Source organism: Roseomonas sp. WA12, from assembly GCF_054165765.1.
This window is the reverse complement of record NZ_CM135108.1, coordinates 2,649,320-2,668,016: the sequence shown is the minus strand read 5'-3', so window position 1 is coordinate 2,668,016 and position 18,697 is coordinate 2,649,320. Positions and strand designations below refer to the sequence as shown.

Genomic DNA, 18,697 nt, shown 5'->3' with positions numbered 1-18,697 from the left:
CCGAGGTCACCCCGATGCGCCTGCCGCGCCGTCTGCTGCCCGCCCTTGCGGCGCCGCTGCTGCTCCCCCGTCAGGCCCCGGCCCAGGACCGGTGGCCGGACCGGCCCTTGCGTCTGATCCTGCCCTATACCCCCGGCGGCGGCACCGATGCCGTGGCCCGGGCGCTCGGTGCCCGGCTCAACCAGTCGCTCGGCCAGCCCGTGGTGGTCGAGAACCGCCCTGGCGCCGGTGGCAATCTCGCCACCGAGCTGGTCGCCGGGGCCCGCCCGGATGGCCTGACCTTGCTGATGGGCAACCAGGGCCCGATCTCGGTGAACCCCACCCTGTTCGGGCGCAACCTGAAGGTGAACCCGCAGACGGCCTTGGACCCGGTGGCGATGGTAGCCGAGACGCCGCTGGTCCTCGTCGTTGGCCCCGGCACCCAGGCGGCAAGTCTCGCCGCCCTTATCGACGAGGTCCGCGGCAAGAAGGGGGCGATCACCTACGCCTCACCCGGCAATGGCGCGGCCGGTCATCTGGCCATGGCCCTGCTCCTGCAGCAGGCCGGGGTGGAGGCCACGCATGTTCCCTTCCGCGGTGCCGCCCCGGGCCTGACCGATGTCGCCGCCGGCCATATTCCTATGATGATCAGCACCCTGCCTTCGGTGGCCGGGCTGGTGGCGGGCGGCAACCTGCGCGCCCTGGCCGTGACGGGCGATCGCCGCGTCGCCTCGTTGCCGGAGGTTCCGACCGTGGCCGGGACACTCCCGGAATACCGGGTAACGGCCTGGTACGGCATCCTCGTCCCCCATGGCACGCCCGAGCCTGTCCGGGCCCGGTTGGAGGAGGTGATTCTGGCCAGTCTGGATACGCCGGATCTCACCGCCAGCCTCGCGCGGGAAGGCGCGGTGCCCTACCCCATGAAGGGCGCCGACTTCGCCCGCTTCATCGCCGCCGAGCGCGCCCGCTGGGCCCCGGTGATCCAGGCCGCCGGAATCACCGCGGACTGAGCGGGGCTTTTCCAGCATGCACAACTGCTTGGCAGGCGTTGATGTAATGTTAATCCAGCGAAAAACCCTGTTCCCGAAGTTGCGAGCGACCCCTGAACCGGGTTAGACCCGCGGCCGATGGACGGCACCACGACCGCACCAGCCCCCGCCGCTCCCGCCATGACGGCGGATGTGTCGCAGGGCCCGCTCCCCCTCTACCGCGCCCGCGTGGCCGCGGGAGCGCTGCGTGCGGATCCCGCCCAGGCCCGCGCGGCCGAAACACTTCAGGACCTCTGGCGCCGCCTTCGCGGTTACGACCCGCGTCCCGAGGCGAAGGGAGAGCCGGGTCTGCTCGCCCGCTTCTTCCGCCGCAAGCATGTGGACGAGCAGCCCGGCGGACCGCCGCTCGGCCTCTACCTTGTCGGCGAGGTCGGGCGCGGCAAGTCCATGCTGATGGACCTGTTTTTCGAGACGGCCGACGTGCCCCGCAAGAGGCGTGAGCACTTTCATGCCTTCATGCAGAAGTGCCACCGCCGCATCCATGAGTGGCGCAAGGTCCATGGCGACGCCGCCGACCCGATCCCGCCGCTGGCCGACAGCATCGTGGCCGAGGCCGCGCTGCTCTGCTTCGACGAGTTCCAGGTGCATGACATCGTCGATGCGATGATCCTCGGCCGGCTGTTCCAGGCGCTGTTCGACCGCGGCGTGGTGGTGGTCGCCACCTCCAACACCGCGCCGGCCGACCTGTTCAAGGGCAAGCCGGGCCGTGACGCCTTTCTGCCTTTCATCGCCCTGATCCAGCGCCGGCTCGAGGTCCTGCACCTCGCAGCCCAGCAGGACTACCGAAGGGACCGCATCCGGGGACTGCCAACCTGGCATTCCCCGCTGGACGGCCGGGCCGAGCGCGCGCTCGACGCCGCCTTCCGCGAGCTGACCGGCGTTGCCCACGGCGCGCCCCTCTCGCTCACGGTGCTCGGCCGGAAGGTCGATGTGCCGCAGGCGCATCGCGGGGTTGCCCGCGCCGATTTCGAGGCGCTGTGCGGCGCCTTCCTCGGCGCGGCCGACTACCTTGCGATCGCGACCCATTTCCACACGCTCGTGCTGGACGGCGTGCCACGGTTGGGGCCGGAGAATTTCGACCGGGCCCGCCGCTTCGTGACGCTCATCGACACGCTCTATGAGCACCGCTGCAAGCTGGTCGTCTCGGCCGAGGCCGAGCCCGATCAGCTGTATGAGAAGGGGGAGGGGGCGGCGATATTCCAGCGCACCGCCTCGCGCCTCATGGAAATGCAGAGTCAGGACTACCTGGCCCTGCCGCATCTGACATGACGTAACCCGGCACCGGATTTGCTCGGCGCTAGCCTGAGGGGGCAGGGCGTCGGGTGGGGATCCGGGGCTGGGTCATTGGGGGAGAATTCATATGCTGCGTTCCATGGCGGTCGCGCTCGGTGCGATCCTCGTGCTTTCCGCCGCCCAGCCTGCCAGTGCCGCGGGGGGCCGTGCCGAGGCGCGATCCTCCGGCAAGGCGGCCCGCTCGGCCGCGCCGGCCCCGGCCCGGGCGCCCGCGCTGCGCCCGGCGATCACCGCCTCGCGCCGTCCGGTCGCGATCGTGCCGAACCTCCGCGCGTCCCGCTCCGCCGAGCGCGCGCCGCGCTTCGCCGACAGCGGCCGCGCTACTATCCGGACCGCGGCCCGCGGCGTGTCCGCGCGCTCCGAGCGCGTGGTGACCGCCTCCCGCTCTGGCCGCCTGCAGGCCCGCTCGGCTGGCCGGCGCGAGGCCTATCGTGCCGCGGATCGGCGCGAGTCCCGCTTCGAGCGTCGCCAGGCCTGGCTGCCGGCCGCGCGCCCGGGCCTGCGCATGGTGAGCCTGTTCTCCTCCCCGGCCGCGGCGGCGACCCTGCCCGCGCGCGGCGGCAAGTACGGCAAGCCCTCCCGCTCCGAGAACCGGTCCGAAGGCCGTTCCGAGGGCCGCGGCATCTGGCATGCCGGCCTGCCCGCCGCCGATGGCGAGCAGATGGACTGCCCGGCCGGCACCATGGCCGTGCTCGCCCGCGGTCATGCCGATACCTTCCGCTGCATGCCCATGTGATCGGCCGCGCCCGGGCCGGCCATCCGCCGGCCCGGGCGCGCCGCATTGCGCCGCCTAACCCAAGCTGAGACTGTTGCGCTCCAAGGGGAGCAGAAAGAATGTCCCAATCAACGAGCAGAACCGCCGAGACGATGCTGGCGGAACTGGTCCACCACATGGCTGAAATGGTGAAGTCACAGGCGGAAACGAACCGCCTTCTCCAGGAACTTCTCGTCCGCAAGGCGTAGGCGGGCCGCTGCGGCTCGCCCCCGCCCCCCGGGACAGGAGGGTCCCGGTTTGGCAGCAAATTTCCCGCCCGGGTCCCGCGGCGGCCCCGTGCTGCGGCCCCGGCGCCCGGCCCTAGTCCTCTCAGCCTTGCCCACCCGGCCATCCCCGGCTAATCCACGGCGCGTCCCATTCGCAGTTACCGCATCGCGGGGCTGCGCACGCGATTGCCTATTCTCTAGCCCCCCTGGCAAGGACCCCCCATGGCCCGCAAGAAGATCGCGCTCATCGGCGCCGGCAATATCGGTGGCACGCTCGCCCACCTGATCGGCCTCAAGGAGCTCGGCGACGTCGTGCTCTTCGACGTGTTCGGCGGTGTCGCCGCCGGCAAGGCGCTGGACATCATGCAATCCAGCCCCGTCGACGACTTCGACAGCCACATGACCGGCGGGTCCGACTACTCCGCGATCGCGGGCGCCGATGTCATCATCGTCACCGCCGGCTTCCCCCGCATGCCCGGGATGAGCCGCGACGACCTGCTGACCAAGAATGCCGGCGTGATGGGCCAGGTGGCCGAGGGCATCAAGCAGTACGCGCCCGACGCCTTCGTCATCTGCATCACCAACCCGCTCGACGTGATGGTGTGGGCCCTGCAGCAGAAGTCCGGCCTGCCCGCGCACAAGGTCGTCGGCATGGCCGGCGTGCTGGACAGCGCGCGCTTCCGCCTCTTCCTGGCGCAGGAGTTCAACGTCTCGGTCGAGGACGTGACCGCCTTCGTGCTGGGTGGCCATGGCGACACGATGGTGCCGCTGACCCGCTACTCCACCGTCGCCGGCATCCCCGTGCCGGACCTCATCAAGATGGGCTGGACCACGCAGGAGAAGATCGACGCGATCGTCGCCCGCACCGCCAATGGCGGCGGCGAGATTGTGAAGCTGCTGGAGAAGGGCTCGGCCTTCTACGCCCCGGCCGCCTCTGCCATCGCGATGGCGGAGAGCTACCTGAAGGACAAGAAGCGCGTCCTGCCCTGCGCCGTGATGCTGAACGGCGAGTACGGGCTGAACGACTTCTATGTCGGCGTGCCCGTGGTGATCGGCGCCGGCGGTGTGGAGAAGATCGTCGAGGTGCAGTTCTCCCCCGAGGAGAAGGCCGCCTTCGACAAGTCCTGCGACGCGGTGAAGAAGCTCGTCGAGGACTTCAAGGCGCTCGGCGTCTGAGAATGCGGGCCGGGGATACCCCCGGCCCTTTCTGAATCAGGAAAGCGGAACCCGCATGAACATCCATGAATACCAGGGCAAGGAGCTGCTGAAGCGCTACGGCGTTGCAGTGCTCGACGGTTACCTCGCCAAGACCCCCGAGGAGGCCGAGGCCGCGGCGAAGAAGCTGCCGGGCCCCGTCGTCGTCGTGAAGTCGCAGATCCACGCGGGCGGTCGCGGCGCTGGTCGCTTTACCGATGACCCCAACGGCAAGGGCGGCGTCCGCGTCGTCAAGCCGGAGGCGGCCAAGGAAGCTGCCGCCGCCATGCTCGGCCACACGCTGGTGACGAAGCAGACCGGCCCCGAGGGTAAGGTCGTGAACCAGGTCTATGTGGAGGCCGGCTGCGACATCAAGCGCGAGCTGTACCTCTCCATCCTGCTCGACCGCGAGACCAGCCGCGTGACGATCATGGCCTCGGTCGAGGGCGGCATGGAGATCGAGGAGGTGGCCGAGAACCACCCCGAGAAGATCCTCAAGGTCGCAATCGACCCGGCCTCGGGCCTTTATCCCTGGGCTGCCCGCAAGCTCGCCTTCGGCCTCGGCCTTGAAGGCAAGCAGGTCGGCACCTTCGTGAAGTTCGTCACCGCCATGTACGACGCCTATACCGGCCTCGACATGGAGGCGATCGAGATCAACCCGCTGGTCGTGACCGGCGCGGGCGAGATCGTGGCGCTCGACGCCAAGGTCTCCTTCGACGACAACGCGCTGTTCCGCCACAAGGACATCGAGCCGCTCCGTGACGACACGGAGATGGACCCGAAGGAGCTGGACGCGGTCAAGAACGATCTGAACTACGTGGCCCTCGACGGCGAGATCGGCTGCATGGTGAACGGCGCGGGCCTGGCGATGGCCACGATGGACATCATCAAGCTCTACGGCTCGTCCCCCGCGAACTTCCTCGATGTCGGCGGCACCGCGACCGCTGCGCGCGTTACGGAAGCTTTCCGCATCATCACCTCCGACACGAACGTTAAGGCGATCCTCGTCAACATCTTCGGCGGCATCGCCAAGTGCGACATGATTGCCAACGGCATCGTGGAGGCGAGCAAGAACCTCTCCCTCTCCGTGCCGCTGGTCGTGCGTCTCGAGGGCACGAATGTCGATCTCGGCAAGAAGATCCTGGCCGAGAGCGGGCTGGCCATCATCCCCGCCGACAACCTGGCCGACGCCGCGCAAAAGGTCGTCGCCGCCGTGAAAAAGGCTGCCTGATCATGGCCATTCTCGTCGACAAGCACACCAAGGTCATGACCCAGGGCTTCACCGGGTCGCAGGGCACCTTCCACGCGGAGCAGGGCATCGCCTACGGCTCCAACTATGTGGGCGGCGTCACCCCGGGGAAGGGCGGCCAGACCCATATCGGCCTGCCGGTCTTCGACACAGTCGCCGAATGCGTGGAGCGCACGGGCGCCGACGCCTCCGTCATCTACGTGCCGCCGCCCTTCGCGGCCGACTCCATCCTGGAGGCGATCGCGGCCGAGCTGCCGCTGATCATCTGCATCACCGAGGGTATCCCGGTGCAGGATATGGTGAAGGTCAAGCGCGCCCTGTCCGGCAGCAAGTCCCGTCTCATCGGGCCGAACTGCCCGGGCGTGATCACGCCGGAAGCCTGCAAGATCGGCATCATGCCCGGCCACATCCACAAGCGCGGCTCGGTCGGCATCGTATCCCGCTCGGGCACGCTGACCTATGAGGCGGTGGCGCAGACGACCGCGGCCGGCCTCGGCCAGTCCACCTGCGTCGGCATCGGCGGCGATCCGGTGAAGGGCACGGATTTCCAGGAAGTGCTGGAGATGTTCCTTGCTGATCCCGAGACGAAGCAGATCGTCATGATCGGCGAGATCGGCGGCCAGTCCGAGATCATCGCGGCCGAGTTCCTGGGCCACGAGAACAAGCCCGGTTCGGCCAACTACAAGCCCGTCGTCGGCTTCATCGCCGGCGCTACGGCCCCTCCGGGCCGCCGCATGGGCCATGCCGGTGCCGTCATCTCCGGCGGCAAGGATACGGCCGAGGCGAAGATGGACGCGATGCGTTCCGCAGGCGTGTTCGTGGCCGACAGCCCGGCCGCGCTGGGCTCGACCATGGTGAAGGCCATCGCGGCCTAACCTGCTGCCGCAGTGCGAGAATCGAAGCGCCGCCCGGGGGAACCCGGGCGGCGTTTTGCGTTTTGAGGTCGCTCGGGGCGGTTTGACCGCGGTCCAGCGACCGAGACTTGCAGGCTACTGGCGGCCGGACCACCGAGCGTGCGGCGATGAGCGCCAAGAGCTTATTCGACTTCGGATTCCTAATCGAAACGGCAAGGAATTTTGATAGTCAAAAACTATCAAAACAAGGGACCTTATCTATTTGGCGAATCTGCTGCAGTGCACTACCTACCGGTCCGACGACGCGGCGTGGTCGCGCTGTGGCTCATCCCTGAAGGAGTTCGCATGTCCCTCATCAACACCAAGATCAAGCCGTTCAAGGCCCAGGCCTACAAGCAGGGCAAGTTCATCGAGGTGACGGAGAACGACGTGCTCGGCAGCTGGGCCGTGTTCTTCTTCTACCCGGCCGACTTCACTTTCGTCTGCCCGACCGAGTTGGGCGATGTGGCCGACCACTACGAGGAACTGCGCCGGATGGACGTGGAGGTCTACTCCGTCTCCACCGACACGCATTTCGTGCACAAGGCCTGGCACGACACCTCCGAGACCATCGGCAAGATCCAGTACACGATGCTGGCCGACCCCACGCATGAGATCAGCACCAACTTCCAGGTGCTGCGCGAGGGCCAGGGCCTGGCCGATCGCGGCACCTTCATCGTGGACCCCGAGGGCATCGTTCAGGCTGTCGAGATCACCGCGGAGGGCATCGGCCGCAACGCCGAGGACCTGATCCGCAAGATCAAGGCCGCCCAGTACGTCGCCGCCCATCCGGGCGAGGTCTGCCCGGCCAAGTGGCAGGAAGGTGAGGCCACCCTCGCTCCGTCGCTCGACCTCGTCGGCAAGATCTGAATCCAGCCCGCCGCCTGCCCTCCCCCCGGGGCAGGCGGCAACCCTCGCCCCCCCTCTTTCCCTACCCGGAGCGCCCGTCGTGCTGGATGCCAATCTAAAGACTCAGCTCAAGGCCTATCTGGAGCGCGTCGTCCGCCCCATCCAGATCGTCGCCTCCGTCAATGACAGCCCGAAGTCGAAGGAGATGCTCGAGCTCCTGCACGACATCCAGGCGGCTTCCAGCAAGATCTCCGTGGTCGAGAACCGGGAGGACGGCGAGCGCGCCCCCTCCTTCGCGCTGACCTCCCCCGGCCAGGATATCGGCCTGCGCTTCGCGGGCCTGCCGATGGGTCATGAGTTCACCTCTCTGGTGCTCGCCCTGCTGCAGGTCGGCGGTCATCCCTCCAAGCTGGAGAAGGCCGTCATCGACCAGATCCGCGATCTGGACGGCGAGTTCACCTTCGAGACCTATTTCTCCCAGTCCTGCCAGAACTGCCCGGATGTGGTGCAGGCGCTGAATCTCATGGCGGTGTTGAACCCCAACATCCGCCACGTCGCTATCGACGGCGCGCTCTTCCAGGGCGAGGTTGAGGCGCGGCAGGTGATGTCGGTGCCGACGATCTATCTGAACGGCCAGGTCTTCGGTCAGGGCCGCATGGGCGTCGAGGAGATCGTCGCCAAGCTCGACACCGGTGCCGCCGCCCGCGAGGCGAAGAGGCTCTCCGCCGAGGAGCCCTTCGAGGTGCTGATCGTCGGAGGCGGCCCCGCGGGTGCTGCGGCCGCCGTGTACTCCGCGCGCAAGGGCATCCGGACCGGCGTCGCGGCCGAGCGCTTCGGCGGCCAGGTGCTGGATACCATGGGCATCGAAAACTTCATCTCCGTGACCCACACGGAGGGCCCGAAGCTCGCCCAGGCGCTCGAGACGCATGTGCGCGAGAACGAGGTGCGCATCATGAATCTGCAGCGTGCCGAGGAGCTGAACTTCGAGCACGGCATGTTCACCGTGCGGATGGAGAGCGGCGCCACGCTGCATGCCCGCAGCGTCATCCTCTCCACCGGCGCGCGCTGGCGGCAGATGAACGTGCCCGGCGAGGACATCTACAAGAACAAGGGCGTGGCCTACTGCCCGCACTGCGACGGCCCGCTCTTTAAGGGCAAGGACGTGGCGGTGATCGGCGGCGGCAACTCGGGTGTCGAGGCGGCGATCGACCTCGCCGGCATCGTGAAGCATGTCACGCTGATCGAGTTCGACACCAAGCTGCGTGCGGACGAGGTGCTGCAGCGGAAGCTCCGCAGCCTGCCGAACGTGACCGTGCTGGTCTCCGCCCGCACCACCGAAGTGAAGGGCGACGGCCAGAAGGTGACCGGCCTGGTCTATGAGGATCGCGTCTCCGGCGAGCACCACATGATCCGGCTGGAGGGCATTTTCGTGCAGATCGGCCTGCTGCCGAACACGGAGTGGCTGCGCGGCACGCTCGATCTCTCCCCGCGCGGCGAGATCGTGGTGGACGCGCATGGCCACACCTCGCTGCCCGGCGTCTTTGCGGCCGGCGACTGCACGACCACGCCCTACAAGCAGATCATCATCGCCGCCGGCGAGGGTGCGAAGGCCTCGCTGTCGGCCTTCGACTACCTCATCCGCAGCTCCGCCCCGGCGGAAGGCGAGGTGGTGCAGGCCAAGGCGGCCTGATCCCCACCGCGCCCGTCCTCTCCTGAGGGCGGGCGCGAAAGGGTGCCTCCATGAATCTCCGAGACCTGCAATATCTCGTCGCCCTGGCCGAGCAACGGAACTTCCGGCGTGCGGCCGAGGCCTGCCTCATCGCCCAGCCCACCCTTTCCACGCAGATTCGCAAGCTGGAGGAGGAGTTGGGCGTCGCGCTCTTCGAGCGCACGCAGCGCAAGGTAATGCTCACCCCCGCAGGGCAGGATGCCGTTGCCCGCGCCCGGCGCATACTCACGGAAATGGAGGGGATGCGGGACGCCGCGCGCCGCCTCTCCCGCCCTGAAGCCGGCACGGCGCGGCTCGGCGTCTTTCCTACCCTCGGCCCATATCTGCTGCCCGAGGTGATGCCGAAGGTTCGCGCACGCTTCCCCCAGCTGCAACTCCTGCTCACGGAGGAGAAGAGTGACCAGCTCCTGACGCGGCTGCGCGAGGGACGGCTGGATGCCGCCATCCTCGCGCTGCCCGTGCACGATGCCAGCCTGCACTGCGAGCTGCTGTTCGAGGAGCCGTTCATGCTGGCGGTGCCGAGGCAACACGCGCTTGCCGCGCGCGAGAGCCTGCGAATGGACGAGCTCTCGGACTACAACCTCATGCTGCTGGAGGACGGGCATTGCCTGCGCGACCAGGCGCTGGAGGTATGCCAGCTCTCCGGCGCGCAGGAGCAATCCGAGTTCCGCGCCACCAGCCTGGAAACGCTGCGTCAGATGGTGCTCGCGGGTCTTGGCGTGACGCTGATGCCCGCCCTGGCCGCTACCGGCATGGCCTCCTACGCGGACAAGCTGCATCTCCTGCGGTTCGAGGACAGCAGCCCCAGCCGCCAGATCGGCCTGTTCTGGCGCAAGACTTCGGCGATGGAGCCACTGCTGAAGGGTCTGGCCGAGGTGCTGCGCGGCGTGACGCCCGCGCTACTGGCCCCGCGCAACGACGAGCCAAGTCAGGCAGGCGCGAACGCCTGACGCGCGTGTTGCGCCGCAGCGCCCGCGCTGCCAGAAGGAGGGGGTGAACAGCACCCACCTCTCGCGGACCACTCCGCCCTGACGATTTCGGCCGCGGCCTGACCGCGTCCGCGCGGCCCCCGGTGGCTGTCGCTCGTCCTGCCTGTTCTCTCCGCCCTGCGGCTGCCTTTACCGCCCGGCGCCTGCCTGGAATGCCTTCATGACCGCTGCCCGACGCGCCCTCTCCGAGTGGTCGCCCAACATCACGCGTGACCTGCTGGCCGGCACTGTCGTCGCCCTGGCCCTGATCCCCGAGGCGATCGCCTTTTCCATCATCGCCGGCGTCGATCCGAAGGTCGGCCTCTACGCCTCGTTCTGCATTGCTGTGGTCATCGCCTTCGCCGGCGGCCGTCCTGCCATGATCTCGGCCGCGACCGGCGCCATGGCGCTGGTGATGGTCGACCTCGTGCGCCAGCACGGGCTGGACTACCTGCTGGCGGCCACGCTGCTGACCGGGCTGTTCCAGATCGCCGCAGGGTATCTCCGGCTCGGCGACCTCATGCGCTTCGTCTCGGGCTCGGTCGTCACCGGCTTCGTCAACGCGCTGGCCATTCTCATCTTCCTGGCCCAGCTGCCGGAGTTCGACGGCGCCGGTCCGGTGTTCTACGCCATGGTGGCGGGTGGGCTGGCCATCATTTACCTGCTGCCACGGCTGACGAAGTCGATCCCGTCGCCCCTGGTGACCATCGTGCTGGGCACCGCGCTCGCTGTCTGGCTAGGGCTGGACCTGCGGAACGTGGGCAATATGGGTGAGCTACCCTCCGACCTGCCCAGCTTCCTCCTGCCGGATGTCCCGCTCACCCTGGAGACCCTCTGGACCATCCTGCCCTACAGCCTGACCCTCACCGTGGTCGGCCTGCTGGAATCCATGATGACCGCGGCCATCATGGACGAAATGACTGACACGGCCAGCGACAAGAATCGCGAGTGCCGCGGCCAAGGCCTGGCCAACATCGCCGCCGGCCTGTTCGGCGGCATGGCTGGCTGCGCGATGATCGGGCAGTCCGTCATCAACGTCACCTCCGGCGGGCGCGGGCGGCTCTCCACTCTCTGGGCAGGCGTGTTCCTGCTCTTCCTCCTTCTCGTCCTGGGTGACTGGGTGCGGCAGATCCCAATGGCGGCGCTGGTTGCAGTGATGATCTTCGTCTCGATCAGCACCTTCCGCTGGGGCTCGCTGCGGGCGCTGCTGACCAACCCTCGCCAGTCCAGCCTGGTGATGCTGGCCACCGTCGGCGTGACTGTCGCCACGCACAACCTGGCCCAGGGCGTGCTGGTCGGCGTGCTGCTCAGCGGATTGTTCTTCGCGCATAAGGTCACCCAGGCCTTCGCCATCACCTCCGTGCTGCAGGGCACCACCCGCACCTACGCCGTCTCCGGACAGATCTTCTTCGCTACCGCCGGCGCCTTTCACGATGCCTTCGACTTCCGCGAGGGGGTGGAGCATGCGGTGATCGATCTGATCGCCGCCCATCTCTGGGACATCACCGCAATCGGCGCTCTGGATCGGGTGGTGCTGAAGCTGCGGCACCAGGGCGTGGCGGTGGAGGTGAGGGGGCTCAATGAGGCCTCTGCCACCCTGGTCGAGCGGCTGGGCACCCATCACCGCAAGGGCGCCTCCCTAGCCAGCGGCCATTGAGGAACTTAGGTCAGCATCCCTGACGTGCGCACATGGGTGGAATGTGCGTCCACAGTTTCAGAAAGGCGTGCCGTTGCGCTAGATTGCTCTTCTAAGCAACAATATTGCGGACGGTGGCGCCATGCCCATGGATATCTCCTTCACGCGGACCCAGGCGCCCCTGTCGCGCCCTGACGACTCCTCGCTCTCCTTCGGCAAGGTCCTCACGGACCATATGTTCATGATGAACTACGAGGAGGGCCGTGGCTGGCACGACCCGCGCGTCGTTCCTTACGCGCCGATGCTGATGGACCCCGCCACCTCCGTCCTGCATTACGGCCAAGCCGTCTTCGACGGGCTGAAGGCCTTCCGCCAGGCGGATGGCAGCATCAAGCTCTTCCGGGCCGAGCGTCACGCGCGCCGACTCAACAAGTCCTGCCGCGCCCTCTGTATCCCCGAGATGGATGAGGAGCTGATCCGCCGCTCCTTCGAGGCGATCGTCGCGGCCGACCACGAATGGGTGCCGCGCGCGCCCGGCACCTCTCTCTATATCCGCCCCACCGTGATCGCGACCGAGGTGATGCTCGGCGTCCACCCCGCCGCGCGCTACACCTACTTCGTCATCTGCTCGCCCGTTGGCTCCTACTACAAGGAGGGCGTGAAGCCGGTGCGCATTCTGGCGACCGACAACCATGTCCGCGCCGTGCAGGGCGGGTTGGGAGAGGCCAAGACGGCCGCCAACTATGCCGCCTCCCTCTCCGCCCAGCAGGAGGCCGAGCGCGCCGGCTACACCCAGGTGCTCTGGCTGGACGGCGTCGAGCGGAAGTGGATCGACGAGGTCGGCACCATGAACATCATGATGAAGATCGGCGACGAGGTGATCACCCCGCCGCTCGCCGGCACCATCCTGGATGGCGTGACCCGCAACTCCATCCTCACCCTGCTGCGCGACTGGGGCGTGACGGTCTCCGAGCGCCGGATCTCCATCGACGAGGTGATGGCCGCCGGCCGTGACGGGACGCTGCAGGAGATGTGGGGCACCGGCACCGCTGCCGTCGTCTCCCCGGTGGGCCAGCTCGGCTACAAGGGCGAGAACATCAGCATCAGCGGTGGACAGACCGGTGCGCTGACGCAGAAGCTCTACGACGCCATCGTCTCCGTCCAGTACGGCAAGTCGAACGACCCGCATGGCTGGATGACCGAGGTGAAGGTACCGGCAGAGGCGTGACTTGCGCGGGTGGCGCCGGGCGGTGACCGCCCGGTGATCGCACGATGACCCGGCGGGACGGGCCCTACTGGCAGCGGCTGCGAAAGGACCGGCGGTCGAACACTGCCGCGGTTCTGGCGGCCGTTGCGGCCATCTCCGGCACCGTCTCTGTCATCGCCTCGGCGCTGCCGGGGCTCAGCCATTACGAGTCCCGGGCCAGCCTGCTCTACCTGCCGCTGATGCTGCCGGCAGTCTGGTGGGTGAGTGACCTTGCGGCCTTCACGCCGCGCGCCGTACGGCTTTGGAAGCCGGCGCTGACGGTTGCCTGCCTTGCCGCCGCGGCCAGCCTAGCCGTCGAGCTCGGGCGAGGGGAGGACTGGGGGCTGCCCGCAACCGGCCTGGGGATTACCCTCGCGGCGGCGGCCGGGAGCTTGGTTCTCCTGCGCGGCAGCCTCGTCGACCGTGAGGGGCCCGCTCGCTGAGCCGCGCGGGCCTTGCCCTGCCGCCCCCCGGTCGCTACACCCCGCCCCGCGTCGGCACCCCTGGAGGCCGGCGACCCTTTCGCGCGTCCAGGCCTCTGCGAGGCGGCGCGCGGATCGGTGAAACCCAATTCGCGAAGGAATAGTGGCAATGGTCCAGACCATTCGGATCGAGGCCGCGGCGCGCGAGCGGGCCGGTAAGGGGGCGGCGCGCGCGACCCGGCGTGGGGGCTCTGTCCCCGCAGTGATCTACGGTGCGAAGCAGGAGGCCACCCTCCTCGCCCTCGACCCGCGCGACATCATGAAGGAGCTGCACAAGGGCGGCTGGCAGTCCCACCTGTTCGAGGTGGCGGTGGCCGGTGGCGTGACGGAGCGCTGCCTGATGCGCGACGTGCAGTTCCACCCCGTCTCCGACCAGCCCATCCATGTGGACTTCCAGCGCCTTGCCGCTGGCCAGAAGATCCGCGTGAAGGTGCCCGTCGTGCTGCTCGGTGAAGACGTGTCCCCGGGCATCAAGGGCGGCGGCGTTGCCAACCTGGTCCGCCGCGACCTCGAGGTGATGGCTGACCCCGATGCGGTGCCGGAGCGCTTCGAGTTCGACGTGTCGGCGGCGGAGATCGGCGAGACCATTCGCTGGTCCGCCGTGAAGGACGCCCAGGGTGCGGTGCCGACCATTGCTCGCGACTTCGTGGTGCTCACGGTTGCCCCGCCTGTTGTGGTCGAGGAGGAGGTGATCGTCGCCCCCGCCGCGACCCCGGCCGCGCCGGCCAAGGGCAAGGGCGGCAAGGGCGCTGCCCCGGCCAAGGCGCCGGCGGCTGCGGCACCCGCGAAGAAGAAGTAAGGAAGCGAAGGCCGGGCGAGGTGAACTCGCCCGGCCCTCTTCCTTCTGGCTATTTGAGGCGCGCCGGCGGAAGCGGGCGCGCCTCATTCGTTCAAGGGAATGCGTGATGCTGCTCTGGGTCGGGCTGGGCAATCCGGGCGCGGAACATGCGAAGCAGCGGCACAATATCGGTTTCATGGCATTAGAGCGTATCGCCTCCCGCCACCGCTTCGCGCCCTGGCGCAGCCGCTTCAAGGGCGAGGTGTCCGAGGGCCAGATCGCTGGCCAGCGGATCATTCTCCTCAAGCCGCACACCTATATGAATGACAGCGGCAACTCGGTTCAGCCCGCTGCTGCCTTCCACAAGATCGCCATTGGCGACATCACCGCCTTTCACGACGAGCTGGATCTCGCCCCTGGCAAGGTGCGCGTGAAAAAGGGCGGGGGGGCGGCCGGGCATAACGGGCTGCGCGACATGCAGCGCGCCTTCGGCAGCCCGGATTTCGCCCGCGTCCGCCTTGGCATCGGCCATCCCGGCCACAAGGACCGCGTCCACGGCCACGTCCTTGGCAATTTCGCCAAGGTGGATGCCGAATGGCTGGACCGGCTGCTGGATTCGGTAGCCGACGCCGCCCCGCTCCTGGCCGAGGGCAAGGCCGAGGACTTCATGACGAAAGTGGCTCTGCTCACCCAGGGCTAGCGCCCACCCGGCCCCCCGGCGTAAGCCACCCGACAAACCCTCCCCGAACTCACGGAACAGCAGGCCACCATGGGCTTCAACTGCGGAATCGTGGGCCTGCCGAATGTCGGCAAGTCCACCCTCTTCAACGCGCTGACGCAGACGGCCGCCGCCCAGGCCGCCAACTACCCATTCTGCACCATCGAGCCGAATGTCGGCCGCGTTGCCGTGCCCGATCCGCGGCTGGACGAGTTGGCGCGCATCGGCAAGTCCATCAAGAAGGTGCCGACCTCCCTCGAATTCGTCGACATCGCGGGTCTGGTCCGCGGCGCCTCCCGCGGGGAGGGGCTGGGCAACCAGTTCCTGGCCAACATCCGCGAGGTGGACGCCATCGTTCACGTCCTCCGCTGCTTCGAGGATGGCGACATCACCCATGTCGAGGGCAGCGTGGACCCGGTGCGGGACGCCGAGACGGTCGAGACCGAGCTGATGCTCTCGGATCTCGACAGCCTCGAGAAGCGCCTCGTCACCGCCCAGAAGAAGGCGAAGAACGGCGACAAGGAAAGCGCCGCCTTCGTGACCCTGGCCGAGCCGATCGTGGCCGCCTTGGCCGATGGCAAGCCCGCGCGCACCGCCGTGCCCAAGGGTGAGGAGGTCGCCGCCGCCCGCCTGCAGCTGATGACGACGAAGCCCGTCCTCTATGTCTGCAACGTCGAGGAAGGCGCGGCCGCCACGGGCAACGCCCACTCCGCCGCAGTCGAGGCGATGGCCAAGGCGCAGGGCGCCAAGTCTGTCATCGTCTCCGCCGCCATCGAGGCCGAGATCAGCCAGATGGCCGAAACCGACCGCGCGGAGTTTCTCGACAGCCTTGGCCTGAAGGATAGCGGCCTCGATCGCATCATCCGCGCTGGCTACGAGCTGCTCGGGCTCATCACCTACTTCACGGTCGGCCCCAAGGAATCCCGCGCCTGGACCATCGACCGCGGCACCAAGGCCCCCCAGGCCGCCGCCGTCATCCACAACGACTTCGAGCGCGGCTTCATCGCCTGCGAGACCATCGCCTATGACGACTTCGTCGCCCTGAACGGCGAACAGGGGGCGAAGGAGGCCGGGAAAATGCGCGTTGAGGGCAAGGAATATGTGGTGAAGGACGGCGACGTCCTGCTCTTCCGCTTCAACGTCTGAGTGGGGCGTGCCCGGGAGACGCCGCTTCGGCGCGCGTCTCTCCGGGACTAGTCGCCGGTGTTCGGCAGGCTCTGGTCCATGGCCAAAGCCGGCACCGCATCCCGGCACCAGCCGACCACCCGTGCGGGCACGCCCGCCACGGTGGCGCAGGGCGGCACATCGGCCAGCACCACGCTGCCCGCGCCCACCTTCGCGCCGCGCCCGATCACGATGTTTCCCAGCACCTTCGCGCCCGCCGAGAGCAACACCCCATCCCGTACCTTCGGGTGCCGGTCGCCGCGCTGCTTGCCGGTGCCGCCCAGCGTCACCTCCTGCAGGATCGAGACGTCGTTGCCGATCACTGCGGTCTCACCGATCACCACGCCCGTGGCATGGTCGATGAACACGCCGTGGCCCACGGGGACCGCCGGGTGGATATCCACCCCGAAAACCAGCGAACACCGGCTCTGGAGATAGAGGGCGAGGTCCAGCCGGTTGGCCATCCACAGCGCATGCGCCACGCGGTGCCAGGACAGGGCATGGAAGCCCTTGTAGTGCAGGAAGGGCGTCAGCCAGCCCCGGGCTGCTGGATCACGCCGCCGGTTGGCCGCGAGATCGGACACGGCCAGCACCACCAGATCGGCTCCAGCCGTGCGGATGACGTCCTCCAGCCGCTCGGCCGGCATCAGCGGCTCGGCCAGCTTGCGGGCGAGCAGGGCCGTCAGCGCAGGGGCCAGGGAATCGTGCCGCAGCACGGCCAGTTCCAACAACCCGCGCAGGGCCGGCTCGGACTGCGCGGCGGCGGCCGCCTCCTGCCGGAGCGTGGCCCAGAGGACCTCGGCGGTCACCGAGCCGTGGAGGTCCTCCACGATATTCACCTGGTCCATCGCCGTCTCGCTCGCTCCCGACGCGCCGCCCCGGCCCGTACCGGATCGAGCATGCACGATCCGACCACCGCCGGGCAGGCCGCAAACAGGCGGCGGCCATGCTGCCAGCCCAGGGCTGGCCCAGGCCCCGTACCGTGTCACATCGGCAGCCGGATAGTCGCCCGCAAGCCGCCCATTGGGCTCTCGCCCAGCGCGATCTCGCCACCATGGGCGCGGGCGATGTCGCGCGCGATCGCCAGCCCAAGCCCGGTGCCGCCCGCCGAGAAGCTGGCGAAAGGCTTGAATGCACCCTCTCGCGCCGGGGCGGGGATGCCGGGGCCGTCGTCGTCCACGGCCAGCTCGGCCCAACCCGGGGTGGGGCGCACCGTCACCACCACCCGGGCCGCGTGGCGCCGGGCATTGTCGAGCAGGTTGCCGATGCAGCGCCGCAGCGCATCGGCGCGCAGTGGCAGGGTCAGGGAAGGCGGGCCTTCCACCTCCACCGCAGGCCCATCCGCCGGGCTGCGGGATGCCATCTCCCGCGCCAGCGCCACGAGATCGGTCGGCTCCGCCGCCTCCAGCACCTCGCCGCGCGCGAAGGCGAGATAGGAGGCGACCATCCGCTCCATCTCCTCCACGTCCTGCGTCATGGCCGCCGCATCCTCCTGCGCATCGGCCGGCAGCATCGCCAGGCCCAGGCGCAGGCGGGTGAGGGGGGTGCGCAGGTCGTGGCTGATGCCCGCCAGCATCTCGGTGCGCTGCATGACGAAGCGCCGGATGTTCGCACGCATCCCGTTGAAGGCGGCCGCGGCCTGGCGCACCTCGCTCGCGCCCTCCGGCTTGATCGGCCCGGTTTCCCGCCCCTTTCCAAAGGCCTCCGCCGCCACGGCCAGCCGGCGCAGCGCGCGCACCTGGTTCTTCATGAACAGCGCCGCCACCGCAAACAGCAGCAGGGACGCGCCGACAAGCCAGATCACGAACAGGTACAGCGTGCCGGAGAACAGCCGCTTCCGCGGCGCCTCGACATGCAGCACGCCGTCGGGCAGGCCGACGCGGATGATCACGCTGCGGGGGTCCGTCTGCCAGTCGGTGTCAAAGGGCATGCGCAGCCGCTCGCGCAATGCGTCGTCCAGGTCCTCTTCCAGCGGCAGCAGGGGAAGGCTGGCCGGGCGGGCCGCGGGCGGTCCGAGATTGGCCGCGGGCTCGAAGGCCAGCGACAGGTCGAACCGCCAGGCAGCCTCCCGGAAGATCCAGTTGCCGTCGGCGCCGCCTTCGGCCTGAACGGGGTAGCGGGAGAGCAGCTCCACCACCATGCCCACATCCCCCGCGACGCCCGCGGCCAGCCGGCGGGAGATCACGTCGAGATGAGTGCCGTAGAAGATCTGCAGCGCGATGCCCTGCGTCACCACCAGCGGGATGAGCACGATCAGCAGGGCGCGGGCCAGCAGCCCGCGCGGCACAAGCGGGCGTAGCGCGGCGGTGAGGACGCTGCGCAACCGCCGCCGGCGCCGGGTCCAGGCGGGTGGGCTGACGCGCGGGGCTGAATCAACTCCCTCCGCCCAGGCCGCGCCGCCGGTCCGGATCGCCGCCGCGCTGCCGATCCTGGGCTGCCCCGTCCTGGACGGCCCTGTTTCCGGCGCGCCGATATCCGGTGCCATCGCC

18 protein-coding genes are annotated in these 18,697 nt (G+C 68.7%); 16 read left to right on the top strand and 2 right to left on the bottom strand.

Annotated elements, in window-relative coordinates:
- Positions 1 to 14 precede the first annotated feature (14 nt).
- From ACVBD7_RS12795 to ychF, 16 genes are all read left to right on the top strand, one after another.
- Positions 15 to 989, top strand: a complete 975-nt coding sequence (locus ACVBD7_RS12795) for a Bug family tripartite tricarboxylate transporter substrate binding protein (RefSeq protein WP_458093620.1) — start codon at positions 15 to 17, stop codon at positions 987 to 989.
- A 117-nt stretch (positions 990 to 1,106) separates the two neighbouring features.
- The gene (gene zapE, locus ACVBD7_RS12790) at positions 1,107 to 2,297 is read left to right on the top strand and encodes a cell division protein ZapE (RefSeq protein ID WP_458093619.1); all 1,191 of its coding nucleotides are present in this window, start codon (positions 1,107 to 1,109) and stop codon (positions 2,295 to 2,297) included.
- Positions 2,298 to 2,388: 91 nt separating this feature from the next.
- Positions 2,389 to 3,057, top strand: coding sequence for a hypothetical protein (locus ACVBD7_RS12785; protein WP_458093618.1), 669 nt, complete (start codon positions 2,389 to 2,391; stop codon positions 3,055 to 3,057).
- A gap of 98 nt (positions 3,058 to 3,155) precedes the next feature.
- Positions 3,156 to 3,284, top strand: coding sequence for a hypothetical protein (locus ACVBD7_RS12780; protein ID WP_458093617.1), 129 nt, complete (start codon positions 3,156 to 3,158; stop codon positions 3,282 to 3,284).
- Positions 3,285 to 3,524: 240 nt separating this feature from the next.
- Positions 3,525 to 4,478, top strand: a complete 954-nt coding sequence (gene mdh, locus ACVBD7_RS12775; protein WP_458093616.1) for a malate dehydrogenase — start codon at positions 3,525 to 3,527, stop codon at positions 4,476 to 4,478.
- A 55-nt stretch (positions 4,479 to 4,533) separates the two neighbouring features.
- Positions 4,534 to 5,727: an ADP-forming succinate--CoA ligase subunit beta gene (gene sucC / locus ACVBD7_RS12770; RefSeq protein ID WP_458093615.1), complete on the top strand. Its 1,194-nt coding sequence runs from the start codon at positions 4,534 to 4,536 to the stop codon at positions 5,725 to 5,727.
- Positions 5,728 to 5,729: 2 nt separating this feature from the next.
- Positions 5,730 to 6,620: a succinate--CoA ligase subunit alpha gene (gene sucD / locus ACVBD7_RS12765; protein ID WP_458093614.1), complete on the top strand. Its 891-nt coding sequence runs from the start codon at positions 5,730 to 5,732 to the stop codon at positions 6,618 to 6,620.
- A 324-nt stretch (positions 6,621 to 6,944) separates the two neighbouring features.
- Entirely contained in the window at positions 6,945 to 7,508 is a 564-nt protein-coding gene (gene ahpC, locus ACVBD7_RS12760; RefSeq protein WP_458093613.1) for an alkyl hydroperoxide reductase subunit C, read from the top strand.
- Between the two features lie 79 nt (positions 7,509 to 7,587).
- Positions 7,588 to 9,177 (top strand): alkyl hydroperoxide reductase subunit F, encoded by a 1,590-nt coding sequence (gene ahpF, locus ACVBD7_RS12755; RefSeq protein WP_458093612.1) that lies wholly within the window; start codon positions 7,588 to 7,590, stop codon positions 9,175 to 9,177.
- 50 nt (positions 9,178 to 9,227) lie between these two features.
- Positions 9,228 to 10,166: a LysR substrate-binding domain-containing protein gene (locus ACVBD7_RS12750; RefSeq protein WP_458093611.1), complete on the top strand. Its 939-nt coding sequence runs from the start codon at positions 9,228 to 9,230 to the stop codon at positions 10,164 to 10,166.
- A 199-nt stretch (positions 10,167 to 10,365) separates the two neighbouring features.
- Positions 10,366 to 11,841 (top strand): SulP family inorganic anion transporter, encoded by a 1,476-nt coding sequence (locus tag ACVBD7_RS12745; protein WP_458093610.1) that lies wholly within the window; start codon positions 10,366 to 10,368, stop codon positions 11,839 to 11,841.
- Between the two features lie 121 nt (positions 11,842 to 11,962).
- On the top strand, positions 11,963 to 13,048 hold the full coding sequence (locus ACVBD7_RS12740) for a branched-chain amino acid aminotransferase (protein WP_458093609.1): 1,086 nt from the start codon (positions 11,963 to 11,965) through the stop codon (positions 13,046 to 13,048).
- A gap of 44 nt (positions 13,049 to 13,092) precedes the next feature.
- Positions 13,093 to 13,509: a hypothetical protein gene (locus ACVBD7_RS12735; RefSeq protein WP_458093608.1), complete on the top strand. Its 417-nt coding sequence runs from the start codon at positions 13,093 to 13,095 to the stop codon at positions 13,507 to 13,509.
- 148 nt (positions 13,510 to 13,657) lie between these two features.
- Positions 13,658 to 14,347 carry a 50S ribosomal protein L25/general stress protein Ctc gene (locus ACVBD7_RS12730; protein ID WP_458093607.1) on the top strand — a complete coding sequence of 230 codons (690 nt, stop codon included), beginning with the start codon at positions 13,658 to 13,660 and terminating at the stop codon, positions 14,345 to 14,347.
- A gap of 106 nt (positions 14,348 to 14,453) precedes the next feature.
- Entirely contained in the window at positions 14,454 to 15,026 is a 573-nt protein-coding gene (gene pth, locus ACVBD7_RS12725; RefSeq protein ID WP_458093606.1) for an aminoacyl-tRNA hydrolase, read from the top strand.
- Positions 15,027 to 15,095: 69 nt separating this feature from the next.
- Entirely contained in the window at positions 15,096 to 16,190 is a 1,095-nt protein-coding gene (ychF, locus tag ACVBD7_RS12720; protein ID WP_458093605.1) for a redox-regulated ATPase YchF, read from the top strand.
- 47 nt (positions 16,191 to 16,237) lie between these two features.
- Here the strand turns inward: ychF and cysE are convergent, their stop codons facing one another.
- Together cysE and ACVBD7_RS12710 are read right to left on the bottom strand one after the other, a co-directional pair.
- Positions 16,238 to 17,056 carry a serine O-acetyltransferase gene (cysE, locus tag ACVBD7_RS12715; RefSeq protein WP_458093604.1) on the bottom strand — a complete coding sequence of 273 codons (819 nt, stop codon included), beginning with the start codon at positions 17,054 to 17,056 and terminating at the stop codon, positions 16,238 to 16,240.
- Positions 17,057 to 17,193: 137 nt separating this feature from the next.
- Positions 17,194 to 18,693 carry an ATP-binding protein gene (locus tag ACVBD7_RS12710; RefSeq protein WP_458093603.1) on the bottom strand — a complete coding sequence of 500 codons (1,500 nt, stop codon included), beginning with the start codon at positions 18,691 to 18,693 and terminating at the stop codon, positions 17,194 to 17,196.
- Between the last annotated feature and the right edge of the window lie 4 nt (positions 18,694 to 18,697).